Origin of the sequence: Pseudoflavonifractor gallinarum, from assembly GCF_014982855.1 — a bacterium.
Taxonomy (GTDB): Bacteria; Bacillota; Clostridia; order Oscillospirales; family Oscillospiraceae; genus Pseudoflavonifractor_A; species Pseudoflavonifractor_A gallinarum.
The window spans coordinates 96,705-112,980 of record NZ_JADCKF010000010.1 but is presented as its reverse complement, the minus strand read 5'-3'; the positions used below and the strand labels follow the sequence as shown (position 1 = coordinate 112,980).

Sequence of the window (16,276 nt, the reverse complement as noted above, 5' to 3'; positions counted from 1 at the left end):
GCAGAAAGGATGAACTCCATGGCCACAGCACAAAAGAAGTCATCCGGGGGAAAGCGAGCCGCTCCCCGCTCCGGGACCAAGCGGAGCGGCGGGACGAGCCGTGCCTCCTCCGGTGCAGGGAAGTCCCGCGCCTCCGGCGGGAGCCGGAAAAAGAGCGGCGCTTCCGCCCCCAAGCCCATCCGGCGGGGGGTAGGCGCGCTGATCTGCCTGCTTCTGGCCATCTTTGCCGCGCTGGGCTATTTCCAGGTCAAGGCCCTCTTCATCGACTTTTTCGTGGGCGGGGTCAAGGGCCTGATCGGCTACGGCTTCCTGCTACTGCCCCCCATGCTGCTGGTGGCTAGCGGGATTCTGGCCTTCCACCGGGGACGTCCGGTCCAGCTGCGGGTCTGGTGTACCCTGCTGCTGCCGGTAGTCTTCGGCGCGCTGCTCCACCTGCTTCTGGCCAAGGGAACCTACGCCTGGGACCTCAAGCTCTTCCAGACCCTCTGGAAGGAGGGCGAAGCCCTTCAGAGCGGCGGCGTGGTCAGCGGCATTCTGGCCCTGTCCTTCGGGGCCATCTTCAGCAAGTTCGGCGCGGGCATCGTCTTCCTGCTCACCGGGGCCCTTCTGGTCATGGGGGCGGCGCGGGTGACCCTGGCCGATATCGTGGACTATATCCGGGACCGCCCGGCCTACGAGGAGGAAGAGCTCCCGCCCCGCAGAGAGAAGAAGCCAGCCCCCGCTCCTGCCCCCCGGGGTCGGGGAAGCGCGGAGATCGACATCCCGGTGGACGAGGGACCCCTGGTGGGGAAAGCGCCGGTGTCCAGCCCGCTCTTTACCAAGAAGGGCAAGTTCTTCAACCAGAAGCCCTCGGTGCCCACGCCCGATGAGGTCCTGGCGGGGAGAGACCGGGTCCAGCCGCCCGAGCCCACGGTGCCTGTGCTGAGCAAGCCCGAGCCCGCCCCGGTCCAGCCGGAGGCGGAAGTGGAGGAGCCGGCGGCGGAGGTCCAGACCCCGGTGCCCGAGCGGGTGGAGGAGCCGGTGGTCCAGCCTGCTCCCGAGCCCAAGCCCCCGCTGGGACTCTTCCGGCGGGAGAGTCCGCCGGAGCCCGCCCCTCTGCCCGTGGAGGAGCCCGAGCCGGTCCGTCCTCCCATGCCGCCCATGCCCGAGATCCAGCGGGAGCCCGCGGTGACCGCGCCCAAGGCCAAGGCGGAGGAGACCGCCCGGGCCGCCGCCGAGGTGAGCCGGGACATCACCCAGAGCCTGGAGCGGGAAGAGGTGGGGCCGGAGTATCAGTATCCCCCCATCGATCTGCTCCAGCAGAGCCGGGGGGTCTCGGCCAGCGACATGGCCGGGGAGCTCCAGGCCAACCAGCTCCGGCTGGCCGACACCATCCACTCCTTCGGCATCGACGCGGCCATCGTGGACGCGGTGCGGGGCCCCTCGGTCACCCGGTATGAGCTGGAGCTGGCCCAGGGCGTGCGGATGAACAAGCTCACCAACCTCACCGACGACATCGCGCTGGCCCTGGGCGCCACCGGAGTGCGCATCGCCCCCATTCCGGGCAAGATCTCCATGGTGGGCATCGAGGTGCCCAACAAGCTGGTGGCCCCGGTGGGTATCCGGGACGTGATCGACTCCCGGGAGTTCCGGGAGAGCCCGTCCAAGGTCTCCTTCGCGGTGGGCAAGGACATCAGCAACCGCTGCGTGGTGTGCAACATCGGAAAGCTGCCCCATCTGCTCATCGCAGGTACCACCGGCTCCGGTAAGTCGGTGTGTACCAACTCCCTCATCATCTCCCTGCTCTATAAGGCCACACCCGAGGAGGTCCGCCTCATCATGGTGGACCCCAAGATGGTGGAATTGGGCATCTATAACGGCATCCCCCATCTGCTCATCCCCGTGGTGACCGACCCCAAAAAGGCGGCCGGCGCCCTCCAGTGGGCGGTGACCGAGATGATGAAGCGGTACCGCTCCTTCGCCGAGGTGGGAGTGCGGGACCTGAAATCCTACAACGCCCTGGCCGAGCGCACCGAGGGAATGAAGAAAATGCCCTCGGTGGTGGTGGTCATCGACGAGCTGGCCGACCTGATGCTGGTGGCCGCAAAAGAGGTGGAAGAGTCCATCTGCCGTGTGGCCCAGATGGGCCGCGCCTCGGGCATGCACCTGATCATCGCCACCCAGCGTCCCTCGGCCGACGTCATCACCGGCCTCATGAAGGCCAACATCCCCAGCCGCATCGCCTTTGCGGTCCAGTCCTCTCTGGACTCCCGCATCATCCTGGACACCACCGGCGCGGAGAAGCTGGTGGGCCGGGGCGACATGCTCTACTTCCCCCTGGGCTCGGGCAAGCCCCAGCGGGTACAGGGCTGCTTCATCTCGGACGAGGAAGTGGCCAGCGTGGTGGAGTTCGTCAAGCGCAGCGGCACCGCGGAGTACGACGAGGAGGTCCTCCACGAGATCGAGCAGAACGCCGCGGCCAAGGACAAGGGGAACAAGGGCGGCGGAGAGAGCGCCGTCGACAGCTCCGAGGACGATTACGACGAGCTCCTGCCCAACGCCATCGAGGTGGTGGTGGAAACCGGCATGGCATCGGTGTCCATGCTCCAGCGGCGTCTGAAGCTGGGCTATTCCCGGGCGGCCCGCCTGGTGGACCAGATGGAGGAGAAGGGCGTGGTGGGTCCCTTTGAGGGCTCCAAGCCCCGTCAGGTCCTCATCTCCAAGGCCCAGTGGCAGGAGATGCAGTATAAGCAGAACATGCCGGCCGGGGCCTCTCCCATGTCGGAGCCGGTGCCCGAAGAGCTGGAATTTGAGCGGGATGCCATCGAACAGGCGCCCCCCTTTGATCTGGACGACTGAGGAGGCAGCGAGTATGGAGTGGAGAGAGTGCACACAGCAGGATGAACAGGCGGTGCTGGAGGGCCTGCGTGCTTACAATCAGCCCTATATCGGCACGAGTACGGACCTCTCCCAGTGTGTGGAGGAGGACGGCCGGGTGGTAGCCGGGATTTTGGCCCGCCTGCTGGGGGACTGCATCTATGTGGAGATCCTCTGGGTGGACGAGTCCCTGCGGCACCGGGGCGTGGGGCGGGAGCTCCTCGCCCGGGTGGAGGCGGCGGGAAGGGCCCGGGGCGCCAAGCGCATCGAGCTGGACACCTTCTCCTTCCAGGCCCCGGAGTACTACCCCAAGCTGGGGTTCCGGGAGTTCGGCCGGGTGGAGCCCTACGCCGGCACCCATGGCCGGTACTACTTTATCAAGGAACTGGACTGAAAAAAGCCGCCTGCGGGCGGCTTTTTTGCGTGCCGCATCGGTTCGACACGCGAAGCGCCCGGGACCCAATCGGTCCCGGGCGCTGTGGTTATCGCAGTTATTAACGCTTGCGCACCGGCGCGGAGTGGAGGCTCTGGCCGAAGGCGGCCTCCACCGCCTCGCTGATTCCCTCGGCGAAGGTGGGATGGGGCCGGACGGGGGAGAGCATCTGCTCTGCGGTCAGCCCCAGGGTGACGGCGGTGTTGAGCTCACTGACGAGATCGGTGGCCCGGTGGCAGAGAAGCTGGGCCCCCAGCAGGACGTGGCTCTCCCCGTGGAAGACCACCTTGATGAAGGTGCGCCCGCCCCCCTCGATCACGGTGCGGCCGTTGCCGCCCATCACGTACTTGCCCACCAGGGTGGGGATGCCCTGGGCCTTGCACTCGTCGGCGGTCAGGCCGGTCTGGGCGATCTCCGGGGAGGTGTAGACGCAGGAGGGGATGGGGGAGGACACACGCTCGGGCACATGGCCGTAGAGGAGCTCCACGGCGCGGACGCCCTCGGCCTCGGCCTTGTGGGCCAGCTGGATGCCGCCGATGGCGTCGCCAATGGCCAGAATGCTGGGCACGGAGGTCTCATAGCGGTCATTGACCACCAGCATGCCCCGGTTGAGCTCCACCTCCACGCCATCGAAGAGCCCGGCGGTGTTGGCCCGGCGGCCCATGGCGGCCAGCACGGTGACGCCGGAGGCCGCCTTCTCCTCCTCCTTGTGGGTGAAGTGGACGGTGAGACGGCCGTCCTCCTCCGTCAGCCGGGAGACCATGGCGGAGGTATAGATCTCCACACCCTGCTTTTTCAGCTGCATGGAGACCGACTGGGAGATCTCCCGGTCCAGGTTGGCCAGAATGCGCTCCAGCGCCTCCACGATGACCACCTTGGTGCCCATGGCGGCCCAGACGGTGGCCAGCTCCACGCCGATGACGCCGCCGCCGATGATGACCATGGAGTCCCGGGGAGAGATGTCGTCCAGCAGCTCGTCGCTGGTCACCACCCCAGGCAGGTCCAGTCCCGGGATGGGAGGACGGGAGGGGATGGAGCCGGCGGCGACCAGGATATGCGCGCCCTCATAGGTGTTCTCTCCGGCCCGGACGGTCTGGGGGCCGGTGATGACGGCGTGCTCGGCGATCAGGTCGATCTTGTTGCCCTTGATGAGGGAGGCCATTCCGTCCCGCAGGGTGGAGACCACCTCGTTTTTCCGGGCGGCCAGCCCGGCCCAGTCGGGCTTTACGTCGCCCAGGGCGATACCGGGGATGCCCTCCTTCAGCTCCTGATAGCGCTGGGAGGTGTGCATCAGGGCCTTGGTGGGGATACAGCCCCGGTTGAGACAGGTGCCGCCGGGCTCCCGCGCCTCGAAGAGGGCGACTTTCTTTCCCAGCTGGGCGGCCTTGACGGCAGCGGCAAAGCCGCCGGGCCCGCCGCCGATGACGAGCAGATCATATTGCATGGGTGATACCTCCAGTCATTCAATAAAAGCGGCGCCCACCGAAGAAATAGATTCCGGCGTGTTCTGCGGCAGCGCTTGTCGTTTTTGAGAAGCGTGTCGAACGGGTTCGACACGCAGAAGCGGCGCCCGCCGGGAAGCGGACGCCGCCATGCGGTCAGATCAGGAATTGAAGTCGTAGCGCACCACGGGATGGCGGGCCGCCTTGGTCTCGTCGGGACGGCCGATGACCGTGTGGTGGGGCGCGGTGTGGCAGGCCTCGGGGTCCTCCTTGGCCGTCTTGAGGATCTCCGCCATGACGGCGCAGGCCTCGTCGATGGTCTCCCGGGACTCGGTTTCGGTGGGCTCGAACATGAGCGCCTCGTGGACGATGAGGGGGAAGTACATCGTGGGGGGATGGATCCCGTGGTCCAGCATGCTCTTGGCCACATCCAGCGCGGAGACGCCGGTCTCCTTCTTGAGCTGGGACAGGTCCAGCACAAACTCGTGCATGCAGATGCCGGGATAGGCGCAGACATAGCCGGCCTCTTCCATCTTGGCCTTCATGTAGTTGGCGTTGAGGACCGCGGTCTGGGCGGCCTCCCGCACGCCGGAGTTGCCCAGGGTCATCAGATAGGCCAGGGCGCGCAGGACCACCAGGAAGTTGCCGAAGAACATCTTGACCTGGCCCACGGACTGCTCTCCGCCGCCTCCGCCGATGGCCGAGCCGGGCAGGAAGGGCTTGAGGATGTTCTTGCAGCCCACCGCGCCGGAGCCGGGGCCGCCGCCGCCGTGGGGGGTGGAGAAGGTCTTGTGCAGGTTCAGGTGGCACACGTCAAAGCCCATGTCGCCGGGACGGGCCACGCCCATCACCGCGTTCAGGTTGGCGCCGTCGTAGTAGCACAGGCCGCCTGCGTCGTGGACGATCTTGGTGATCTCCAGAATGTTCTTGTCGATCTTGCCGATGGTGTTGGGGTTGGTCAGCATCAGGGCGGCCGTGTCGGGACCGACCGCGGCGCGCAGGGCGTCCAGGTCCACCATGCCGTCGGGCGTGGAGGGGATGGAGCACACCTCGTAGCCGCACATGGCCGCCGTGGCGGGGTTGGTGCCGTGGGCCGAGTCGGGGACGATGACCTTTTTCCGGGCGTAGTCGCCGCGGGAGTCATGGTAGGCCTTGATGAGCAGGATGCCGGTAAACTCACCGTGGGCGCCGGCGGCGGGCTGGAAGGTCATGGCATCCATGCCGGTGATGCCGCACAGGTACTTCTCGGCCAGGGCGTAGACCGTCTGGCAGCCGGAGACCGTGTGCTTGGGCTGGAGGGGATGGATGTCGGTGAACTTGAAGAGGTTGGCAATGACCTCGTTGATCTTGGGGTTGTACTTCATGGTACAGGAGCCCAGGGGATAGAAGCCGTCGCACACGCCGAAGGAGCGGCGGGCCAGGGCGTTATAGTGGCGGGAGAGATCGTTCTCGCTCACCTCGGGGAGACGGGGGGCCGAGCTCCGGCGGAAGGCGGCGGGGATCTCCACGGCGGGGACCTCCGCGGTGGGGTTGAGGTTCAGGGTGGTCTGATAGGGGGTGAGGACCTTGTTGCCGCGGCCGGGCTTGCTCAATTCAAAAATCAGTTTCATTTTCCGTACGCCTCCTTGATGACGGCCACAGCCTCGTCCAGGTCAGCCTTGGTGCAGTACTCGGTGACGCACCACAGCACGCCCTCCCGCAGGCGCAGGCCGCCCAGGATGCCCTTCTTCTCCAGCGCACAGAGGACCCGGTAGGTATCGGGCAGGGTGGTGACAAATTCATGGAAGAACTCGCCGGGGAACACCAGCTCGACGCCCTCGATCTTGCACAGCTCGGAGGCCAGATAGTGGGCCTTGGCGTAGCACTGGTTGCCCACCTCAGCCAGACCGGCGGGGCCCATCTCGGCCAGGTAGACCGAGGCGGTCAGGGCGCACAGGGCCTGGTTGGAGCAGATGTTGGAGCTGGCCTTCTCGCGGCGGATGTGCTGCTCGCGGGCCTGCATGGTGAGGACGAAGGCGCGCTCACCCTTGTCGTCGGTGGTCTCGCCCACGATCCGGCCGGGGAGCTTGCGCATCATGGCGGTGGTGCAGGTCATGAAGCCCAGGTAGGGGCCGCCCCAGGAGAGGGGCATGCCCAGAGGCTGGGCCTCGCCCACGGCGATATCGGCGCCGTACTCCCGGGGGCTCTTGAGCACGCCCAGGGTGGCGGGGTTGACGCCCATGATGTACTTGGCTCCGGCGGCGTGGACCGCCTCGCCCAGGGCGTCGCAGTCCTCCAGCATGCCGAAGAAGTTGGGCTGCTGCACGTAGAAGCAGGCGGAGTCCTCGCCCAGCAGGGACTTGAGGGCCTCCAGATCGGTGACGCCGTCCTTGGCGGGCACGGTGATCACCTCGGTGTTGGAGCCGTAGCAGTAGGTCTTGATGACGGCCAGCGCGTCGGGGTGGGTGGTCTCGGAGACCAGGACCTTGGTGCGCTTGCGCTCCTTGCACATGGCCACGGCCTCGGCGGCGGCGGTACCGCCGTCGTAGACGGAGGCGTTGGACACGTCCATACCGGTGAGCTCGCACATCATGGTCTGGAACTCAAAGATGGACTGGAGCACACCCTGGCTGACCTCGGCCTGATAGGGGGTGTAGGCGGTGACAAAGATCTCATTGCTGGTGATGCGGGAGACGGCGGCGGGGATGTAGTGGCGCTCGGCGCCGGCGCCCCGCAGGATGGTATGGAAGCGGGTGTTGTGTTCCGCCAGAGACTCCATGGTCCGGCGGATGTCCAGCTCGGACTTGGGGGCGGGCAGGTTGAGGGGGCCCTTGATCATGACCTCCTCCGGCACATCCACGTAGAGGTCGTCCATGGACTTCATGCCCAGGACCTCCAGCATGGCCTGCCGCTCTTCCGGGGTAGAGCACAGATAACTCGACATAGATTACTCCTTTTCCGCGGCGCAGTGGGCCTCGTAGGCGGCGGCGTCCAGCAGCTCCTCCACATCACTGACATTCTCGACCTTGATGAACCAGGCGCCATAGGGATCGCTGTTGACCTTGGCGGGATCGTCCATCAGCTCCTCGTTGACGGCCACGACGGTGCCGGAGACGGGGGAGAGGACGTCGGAGACCGCCTTGACGGACTCCACATCGGAGAAGGCCTCGCCGGCGGAGACGGCGTCGCCCTCCTGGGGCAGGTTGACAAAGACGATGTCGCCCAGCTCGTCCTGGGCAAAGTCGGTCAGGCCGATGACATAGGTGTCGCCCTCCTGGCGAACCCACTCGTGAGACTTGGCGTACTTCAGATCAGCAGGAAAGTTCATAATAATTTCTCCTTTATCGATATGATTTTTGATTTTTTATGTACATAGTTTTGGTTCAAAGGAAAGAGGATCACTGGGCCCGCTTGTAGAAGGGAGTCTTGATGACCTCGCACTCCACCTTGCGGCCGCGCACGTCCACCAGCAGCTTGGTACCGGGCTCCTTGTACTCCACGGGGACCATGGCCATGCCCACCGCGTAGCCCAGGTAGGGGCAGTGGGTGCCGGAGGAGACGAAGCCCACCTTTTCCTCGCCGGCGTATACGTCGCAGTGCTCCCGGATGATACCCCGTCTGGTGACCTTCAGGCCAACCTTGCGGCGGGAGACGGGACGGGCCTGCTCCAGAGCGGCCTTGCCGATGAAGTCGGGCTTATCCATCTTGACGAAGATGCCCAGCACCGCCTCGTAGGGGTTGATCTCGGCGGAGAGCTCGTGGCCGTAGAGAGGCATGCCGGCCTCCAGGCGCAGGGTGTCGCGGGCGCCCAGGCCGCAGGGGATGAGTCCCTCGTCCTTGCCGGCGGCCAGGAGCTTTTCCCACAGGGCGGGGGCATCGGCGGCGGCGCAGTAGATCTCAAAGCCGTCCTCACCGGTGTAGCCGGTGCGGGAGACCAGGGCCTGGATGCCGTCCACCTCGCCCTGGGCGATGAAGGTATAGTTGCCGGCCGGGATGGTCTTGGAGAGTTTGGAGAGGACCGCCTCGGCCTTGGGACCCTGGAGGGCCACCTGGGCCACGGAGTCGGAGATGTTCTCCATGGTGCACTCGCCGGAGAGATGCTCGGAGATCCACTGGGCGTCCTTTTCGCAGTTGGCCGCGTTGACGACGATGAGATAGGCCTCGTCCGAGCACTTGTAGACGATCAGGTCATCCACCACGCCGCCGCTCTCATAGCACATGAGGCTGTACCGGGCGTAGCCGGTCTGGAGGTCGGTGTAGTCGTTGGTCAGCAGGCGGTTGAGATTGGCCAGGGCGTCCTTGCCCCGGAGGACCAGCTCGCCCATGTGGGAGACGTCAAAGAGTCCGCAGGCCGTGCGCACCGCCATATGCTCGGCGACCACGCCGCTGTACTGGACCGGCAGCAGCCAGCCTGCAAAGGGGACAATTTTACCGCCTGCCGCCACGTGGCAGTCGTAAAGTGGGGTTTTTCGCTCCATGATCATGACCTCCTGTGATAATGTAAACTAGAAAAATTAGAAATTATACTGACGGTTACTGAATGGTATGAAAAAAGCGCATAGCAAATGCTATACGCTCTGTCATAACCTGAAAGTTTCCCTCACATAGATGAGGTTGCATCTTCGGTGCGAGGAAAAAACTTCCACGCTTTCCAGAGTCTCGTCAATGGCCGATCCGTTTGCCTGAGAGATTTTCTGATTCCCCTTCGGCGGCGACTGTCCTCGCACTCTCTCGGTCATGTCATCCGAACGATATAGAATTTTTCAATATAAGGAGTTTAAACTATTGAGTTTTATTTTGTACTTATAAGTATAATACAAATCCAAGAAAAGTCAACCGTTTTTTTGAAATTCCCCCGGAGAAATCGGAGGGGGGACTCCGGCTGCCCGGAGCGGGGGGGCAAAACGGGCCGATTTGCGCGGGGAAAAAGTTGTGGTATAATAGGAGGCAATCCCTTTGGATTCCGTTAAAAAGGAGGATGTCGCATTGCTTTTATCACAGCCGCAGGATCTGATCCATGCGTTTTTGACGCTGCCGGCCCGTTATCCCATGCTGGCAGCCTGGTTTACCTCGGTGGTCCGCTTTGTGTTCCCGGTGCTGGCGCTGGGGATTCTGGCCGGGGCCATCCGCTCCCTGTTAAAGGTCCCCCATCTGCCGGAGGTGTGGGCCTACCTGACCCTGCCCAACGGGGCGGAGGAGCCCCTGACCCACTGGGAGAACATTCTGGGGCGGGGAAAGTCCTCGGACGTAGTGCTCAACTACCCGGTGGTCTCCCGCCAGCACGCGGCGCTGATCCGTGCCGAGGATGACACCTGGACCGTCCACGACCTGGACTCCAAGGGCGGGGTACGGGTCAATGGAAAGCCGGTCCAGGGCAGCGCGCCGGTGACCTTTGGTGACGTGCTCAGCCTGGGCGGAGTGGAGACCGTGCTGCTGCCGGTCTCCCAGGAGGAGCAGGAGGAGCGGCGGCAGCGCCGCCGGAGGGTGGAGAAGCCCTCCTCGCCCTGGGGGCCGCTGGTGCTCCTGACGGTCTTTCAGGTCCTGGCCGCCCTCCAGCTGGTGGTAGCGGCGGGGGAGGAGGCCGAGGTCTCCCTGCCCCTGGCCTTCTTTACGCTGACCGCTCTGATGTGGATCTACTTCCTCACCCTGCGGGCACTGCGGCGAGTGGGCTTTGAGATGGAGCTCATTGCCTTTTTCCTGTGTACCCTGTCCCTGTCGGTGACCGCGTCCTCCGCGCCCCACGCCCTCTTCAAGCAACTGGCCGCCATGCTGCTGGGGCTGGTGCTCTTCCTGGTGCTGGGGATCTTTCTCCGGGACCTGGAGCGGGTGAAGAAGATCCGCTGGGTCATGGCGGTGGGGGCCATCTGCCTGCTGGGTCTGTCCCTGGTGGTGGGGCAGGTGAAATACGGCGCGGCCAACTGGATCAGCATCGGCGGCATCTCCTTCCAGCCCTCGGAGGTGGCCAAGATCTGCTACATCTTTGCCGGGGCCGCCACGCTGGAGCGCCTCTTCCGGAAGCGGAACCTGGGCCTGTTCATCGTCCTGACCGGAGCCTGTATGGGCTGCCTGGCGCTGATGAGCGACTTTGGCACCGCGGCCATCTTTTTCATCACCTTCCTGGTGATCGCCTATCTCCGCTCCGGAGACTGGGCCACCCTGGCCCTCATCTGCGGCGCGGCCGTCTTCGGCGGGTTCATGCTGCTCTCCCTCAAACCCTACATCCTGCGGCGCTTTGCCACCTGGGGGCACGCCTGGCAGTACGCCTCGGACGGAGGCTTTCAGCAGACCCGCACCATGTCGGCGGCGGCCTCCGGCGGTCTGGTGGGCGTGGGACCAGGCCGGGGCTGGCTCTACCGGGTCCCGGCCGCCGACACCGATCTGGTGTTCGGCATGCTCTGCGAGGAGTGGGGCCTCGTCATCGCCGTCCTGGCGGTGTGCTGTATCCTGACCCTGGCGGTCTTTGCGGTGCGGGCCTGCCGGGCGGGGCGGTCCAGCTTTTATATCATTGCCGCCTGTGCGGCCACCTCCATGATGGTGTTCCAGACGGCGCTGAACGTGCTGGGCGCGGTGGACATCCTGCCGCTGACCGGCGTGACCTTCCCGTTCGTGTCCAACGGCGGCTCCTCCATGCTCTCGTCCTGGGGCCTGCTGGCCTTCCTGAAGGCTACCGACACCCGGCAGAACGCCAGCTTTGCCATCCGCCTGCCCGGGCGGAGAAAGGGCCCTGAGCGGCAGGAGCACCTGGCCCGCCGCTCCACCCGGGGCCGGAGCAGAGTGATCCCCACCGGAGAGGACGAGGATCTGGTGGACTTTGATTTTGACTTTGGGCCCGGATACGGCGGATACGGAGCGGAGGCGGACGATGAAGAAGATTGAAAAACGGGCGGTAGTCTGCCTTCTGCTGGCCCTGGCCATGCTGCTGGGCCTGGGACTGTTCTGCGTGCGCTTTGCGCTCAGCGGCGGACGCTGGGCGGGCTTCGCCGCCAACCGCCATCTCTACAACAGCCAGGGACAGCTGGCCGTGGGGCGGGTCCTGGACCGGGACGGCGATGTGCTCTCCTGGGTGGACGAGGCGGGAAACCGCCGCTATTACGACAATGCCACTGTGCGGGAGGCCACCCTCCATGCGGTGGGCGACCCGTCGGGCAACATCGGCACCGGCGCGCTGGTGGCCTTTGCGGATAAGCTCTCGGGCTACAATCTGCTCACCGGCGCATACAGCCCCCTGGGCGAGGGAAACGACCTCTACCTCACCCTGGACGCCCGCTACAACTACATCGCCTACCAGGCCCTGGGCGGGAAAAAGGGGACGGTGGGCGTCTACAACTACAAGACCGGAGAGATCGTGTGCATGGTCTCCTCGCCCAGCTTTGACCCGGCCAATCCGCCGGTGATTGAGGAGGGGGACGAGCGCTATGACGGGGTCTACCTGAACCGCTTTCTCTCGGGGACCTTTACGCCGGGCTCCATTTTCAAGACGGTGACCCTGACAGCCGCCATTGAGGAGATCCCCGATCTGTTCAGCCGGACCTTTACCTGTACAGGCTCCACCCAGGTGGGGGGCGAGGTCATCACCTGTCCCCACGCACATGGGGAGATGGACATCTACGGGGCCTTTGCCAATTCCTGCAACGGGGTGTTCGGCCAGCTGGCCGCCGAATTGGGCGCGGAGACCATGGAGCGCTATGTGACCCAGGCCGGACTGACCAGCCAGTACAAGGTAAACGGGATCCCCACGGCGGCAGGCCGCTTTGACGTGGGGACCACCCCCAACCAGCTGGGCTGGGCCGGTGTGGGACAGTATAACGACCTGGTCAACCCCTGCGCCATGATGGTGTGGATGGGAGCAGTGGCAAACGGCGGGAAGGCTGCCGTCCCCCAGCTCATCCAGAAGACGGAGACCCCGCTGGGTACCCCCGCGTCCTTCTACCTGAAAAAACAGACCGCCTCTCTGGTGGACCGGGACACCGCCAGCCGTCTGGCGGATATGATGGCCAACAATGTGGCCCAGACCTATGGCAGCAGCCGTTTCCCCAACATGGACATCTGCGCCAAGTCGGGCACAGGGGAGGTGGGTGGCGGCAAGGCCCCCAACACCTGGTTTGCGGGTTTTCTCCGCAACGAGGACGCCCCCTATGCCTTCGTGGTCCTGGTGGAGGAGGGAAGCAGCGGCTCCGACACCGCCGGAGCTGTGGCCTCCAAAGTGCTGGATGCCATCGTCAACGGATATTGAAAAGAGCCGGTCCGGAGTTTTCTCCGGACCGGCTCAGCGTGTCGAACACGTTCGACACGCTTCTCAAAAATGCAGGCATTTTTTCGAGGGGATGCAGTCCGCTGCGCGCACTCGCTGGCGCTCGCACACTTGCGGCCTGAGGGGAGTGTTTTCCGACGTACACGCCGCCGGAAAACACGATTTTGACCTTCTTCCGCCGTCTGTGGACGGCGGAACTCTGCGAGGCTCTTGCAGCACAAAACGCAGAAACACACTTTAGCCGGTCCGGAAATATTCCGGACCGGCTTTTTGTATTTGGGTGCTCAGCCCGCAAAAAAGGCGCGGTTGCGCAGGACCGCCGGATCGTCCGGCCGGAATGCCCCGGCCCGCTCGTTCCAGGCCGCAGCCTGCTCCCGCTCCCCCAGACGGTGGTAACAGACGCACAGCTGCATGGCGGGGAGATAGCCGTAGCAGTCCGGCCGGACAAAGGCGCCCGAGCGGTCGTCCCGGGTACAGGAGAGGGCCTGCTCATACCAGCGGATGGCAGAGCGGTAATCCTCCCGCTCCAGAAAGAAATTGCCCAGGTCACAGCAGATCTCGGCCCGGGGCGAATCAAAGGCCAGGGACTCCAGCAGGGCGCGCAGGGCACAGCGGGGGCGGTGCAGGGCGCTGTAACAGGCCGATAGGACCCGGCAGGCCTCCAGATTGTTCTCCCGCCAGCCCCAGCCTACGGTCAGAAAGAGCTCCAGCTCCTGTACGGCGTCCTCATAGCGGCCGTGCTCGTAGAGCTCCCGGCCATAGTAGAACTGTTCCCGGGGGGAGAGGTTGCGCCCGGAGGCGCGCAGCCCCTCCAGGATGCGCAGATTCCGGTCCGGATCGCCGGGGCGCTCCTTCCGGTGGGTGACGGCCGCCTCGGTGTATACCACGCGGCCCAGCGGTGGGATGGCCTCGTGGACCGCGCCGCTCCAGCGCAGCCAGGGCACGTTGCGCACGATGCGCTCCCGGTAATAGGAGAGGACGGGGGCCCCGTCCGCGTCCAGAGTCTGATAGCGGGCCATGACCACATCGGCCTCGGGCAGGTCCTGTTCCTTCACGGCGAGAAAGGCGTCCCGGTCCTCCGGGAGCAGCACGTCGTCCGCGTCCAGCCACATACAGTAGGAGCCGGAGGCCCGTTCAAAGGAAGCATTGCGTGCGGCAGAGAAATCGTCCTGCCAGGGGAAGGAGAGGACCTGGTCGGTAAAGCGGGCGGCGATCTCCCGCGTCCGGTCCTGGGAACCGGTGTCTACCACGATCAGCTCGTCCCAGATCCCCCGGGCGCTGTTCAGACAGCGTTCCAGTACGGCCTCCTCATTTTTTACGATCATACACAGCGAGATGGTCTCCATCGGCGCGGCCTCCCATCCTGATTTACTCTATCCTATGCCGGGATGGGCGGATAAAACACAGCCCCGTCCGGTTCTTCAGAATCGGACGGGGCTAATATGCTTGGAACTAGAAGAGGATCACGCTGCGGGAGGGATGGATTCCTCCACGGCAGGCGTTTCGCTGGGCTGGGGAAGGGCGGGAACGGCGGAGGGCACCACGGGGACGGCAGCGCCGTCGCCCCTGCGGTCCAGCGTGACCGAGGAGCCGCTCAGAATGTCGGAGGCGCCCTCCCGGATCTCGTGCTGGATGGTGACCGTATCGCCCACGTTGAGGATCACAGCGGTGGGATTCTGGGCAGCCGACACGGTGTAGAAGGTCTCATCGCCCTCCAGACGGAGGAAATAGTAGGTATTTCCGTCCAGGACCGCCGAGCGGATCTCCGCGATCACGCCGCTGACCTGGGTCTGGGGCAGCTCCTCCTCTGAGGTGACCCCCTTCTGGGCCAGGAGCTGGATATACTGCTGCTCACAGGCCGTGACCGAGCTGCCGGTGGCCACGATGTCATACCGGGCCACGTTGACCATGGCATAGCTCTTGACCAGGTTGGCGGCGTCCTTGAGGGGGATGAAATAGGTGGGCTCATCGGCGATGTTGAGGAGCAGGGGGAAGGTGGCCGTGTAGCCCAGGTCCTGCACCACGCCCTGGGCGGAGGCCTTGGCCGCCTCCTCGGTGGCGCCGGGGGCCTTGTAGAACTTGGTCTCCTTGGTGCGCTGGTTGGAGAGCAGGAAGCCCAGGTTGGACTGGTCGGAGTTGATGGAGGTGACGCCGGTGTACATGTACACGTCGTCGTTGAGGGCGATGTAGTTGTAGCCCTGGGTGACCACCGTCACATCCCGCTGACCGAAGATGGAGTTGATGAAGCCGTTGACCAGCGTTCCGTGGTAGTTATACTGCTCCATGATGAGGTTGGGGTTGCAGACATTGTCCACCCAGGAGGGGACCTCCTCATAGTACTGACACTCGCCGGTGATGGCGTTCATCAGCACTGCACCCTTGGTGTCGGTGCCGCCGAAGAGACCGATGGTCTTGATGATCCGGGGGGCGATCCAGTAGGGCGTGCCCTCCTCGTCGATCTCAAAGCGGGGGGTATCGAACATGTAGGTGGGATAGGAGAAGCGCAGGTGGCGCATGACGTTGCGGTTGAGGGGCTCGGAGAAGGAGTACTTCATCCCCTCGGAGAGGCGCACCACCTTGGCCTCCTGGGTCACCATGTCCACCACCACATAGGCGGGCAGGCCCTGGGTGCGGTTGGTGAACCACTTGATGAGGTCGGCGTAGGCGATGGGGGCCACGCGGACCGGGCGGCCCTGGTAGTTGATCTGGGTGGACTCGTTGGAGTAGTCAAACTGGCTGACCATGTCGCTGAGGGTACCCATCTGCCGGTCACCCAGGTAATTGGCCGAGTCCTTGTCCAGGGTGGGGATCTCGTCGAAGGAGATCTGGGTGATCTCCTTGGCGAAGTCGCCGGTCTCCACGGTCAGCAGATCCCGGTAGGCCCCCGCCCGGAAGATGGGCATGGAGATGACCTGGCCCACCAGGGCCACGGCGATCAGGGCCAGGAACAGCACGCCGATGGGGAGACACTGCTGCTTGATGAAGCGGAAATACTCCTTGAAGTGCTCCTTGGGCATGGCGGCCTGGTCCAGACCCGACGAGAAGCCGGAGGTGATCAGGGCCGAGATGACATAGGTGATGCACAGCAGGCCGATGAAGCTGTAAAAATCACCGGACTGGGGGTTGAGGGCGGGCAGGGACACGTAGAAATAGACCAGACCCACCACCAGGGTGACCACCAGATTCAAGAGGATCTTTCCCGCTTTACTGCGGGGGGAACGACGTTTTTTGCCGTTTGCTGACTGATTCAAAATACATTCTCCTTCTGTTGTACCAAAAAGTTCCGGTGCGAATACTCCTTAGTATAGCCGTTCC

11 protein-coding genes and 1 riboswitch are annotated in these 16,276 nt (G+C 64.5%); of the genes, 4 read left to right on the top strand and 7 right to left on the bottom strand.

Annotated features, from left to right (window positions below):
• Positions 1-18: 18 nt before the first annotated feature.
• Both INF37_RS11725 and INF37_RS11720 read left to right on the top strand, forming a co-directional pair.
• On the top strand, positions 19-2,838 hold the full coding sequence (locus tag INF37_RS11725; RefSeq protein ID WP_193538454.1) for a DNA translocase FtsK: 2,820 nt from the start codon (positions 19-21) through the stop codon (positions 2,836-2,838).
• 13 nt (positions 2,839-2,851) lie between these two features.
• Complete coding sequence (locus tag INF37_RS11720) at positions 2,852-3,250, top strand: GNAT family N-acetyltransferase (RefSeq protein ID WP_193538452.1); 399 nt, start codon at positions 2,852-2,854, stop codon at positions 3,248-3,250.
• Positions 3,251-3,350: 100 nt separating this feature from the next.
• Here the strand turns inward: INF37_RS11720 and lpdA are convergent, their stop codons facing one another.
• The 5 genes from lpdA to gcvT form a co-directional block, all read right to left on the bottom strand.
• Positions 3,351-4,733: a dihydrolipoyl dehydrogenase gene (gene lpdA, locus INF37_RS11715; protein WP_193538450.1), complete on the bottom strand. Its 1,383-nt coding sequence runs from the start codon at positions 4,731-4,733 to the stop codon at positions 3,351-3,353.
• A 159-nt stretch (positions 4,734-4,892) separates the two neighbouring features.
• A complete protein-coding gene (gene gcvPB, locus INF37_RS11710; RefSeq protein ID WP_186963665.1) occupies positions 4,893-6,341 on the bottom strand; it encodes an aminomethyl-transferring glycine dehydrogenase subunit GcvPB in 1,449 nt (482 codons plus the stop codon).
• Positions 6,338-7,654, bottom strand: a complete 1,317-nt coding sequence (gcvPA, locus tag INF37_RS11705; protein WP_101692915.1) for an aminomethyl-transferring glycine dehydrogenase subunit GcvPA — start codon at positions 7,652-7,654, stop codon at positions 6,338-6,340. The genes gcvPB and gcvPA overlap by 4 nt, the downstream gene beginning before the upstream one ends.
• Before the next feature lie 3 nt (positions 7,655-7,657).
• Positions 7,658-8,038 carry a glycine cleavage system protein GcvH gene (gene gcvH, locus INF37_RS11700; RefSeq protein ID WP_101692916.1) on the bottom strand — a complete coding sequence of 127 codons (381 nt, stop codon included), beginning with the start codon at positions 8,036-8,038 and terminating at the stop codon, positions 7,658-7,660.
• Between the two features lie 70 nt (positions 8,039-8,108).
• Positions 8,109-9,188: a glycine cleavage system aminomethyltransferase GcvT gene (gene gcvT / locus INF37_RS11695; protein ID WP_193538448.1), complete on the bottom strand. Its 1,080-nt coding sequence runs from the start codon at positions 9,186-9,188 to the stop codon at positions 8,109-8,111.
• A gap of 182 nt (positions 9,189-9,370) precedes the next feature.
• A riboswitch (glycine riboswitch) is annotated at positions 9,371-9,454 on the bottom strand.
• Between the two features lie 212 nt (positions 9,455-9,666).
• On the opposite strand from gcvT, the gene INF37_RS11690 reads away from it, so the two are divergent.
• Positions 9,667-11,586 carry an FtsW/RodA/SpoVE family cell cycle protein gene (locus INF37_RS11690; protein ID WP_456239158.1) on the top strand — a complete coding sequence of 640 codons (1,920 nt, stop codon included), beginning with the start codon at positions 9,667-9,669 and terminating at the stop codon, positions 11,584-11,586.
• The gene (locus INF37_RS11685; protein WP_193538446.1) at positions 11,573-12,943 is read left to right on the top strand and encodes a penicillin-binding transpeptidase domain-containing protein; all 1,371 of its coding nucleotides are present in this window, start codon (positions 11,573-11,575) and stop codon (positions 12,941-12,943) included. Before INF37_RS11690 ends, INF37_RS11685 begins: the two co-directional genes overlap by 14 nt.
• Before the next feature lie 302 nt (positions 12,944-13,245).
• Here INF37_RS11685 and INF37_RS11680 read toward each other — a convergent pair whose 3' ends face one another.
• Positions 13,246-14,307, bottom strand: coding sequence for a tetratricopeptide repeat-containing glycosyltransferase family 2 protein (locus INF37_RS11680; RefSeq protein ID WP_193538444.1), 1,062 nt, complete (start codon positions 14,305-14,307; stop codon positions 13,246-13,248).
• A gap of 117 nt (positions 14,308-14,424) precedes the next feature.
• Positions 14,425-16,212 carry a hypothetical protein gene (locus INF37_RS11675; RefSeq protein ID WP_101692920.1) on the bottom strand — a complete coding sequence of 596 codons (1,788 nt, stop codon included), beginning with the start codon at positions 16,210-16,212 and terminating at the stop codon, positions 14,425-14,427.
• Positions 16,213-16,276 lie beyond the last annotated feature (64 nt).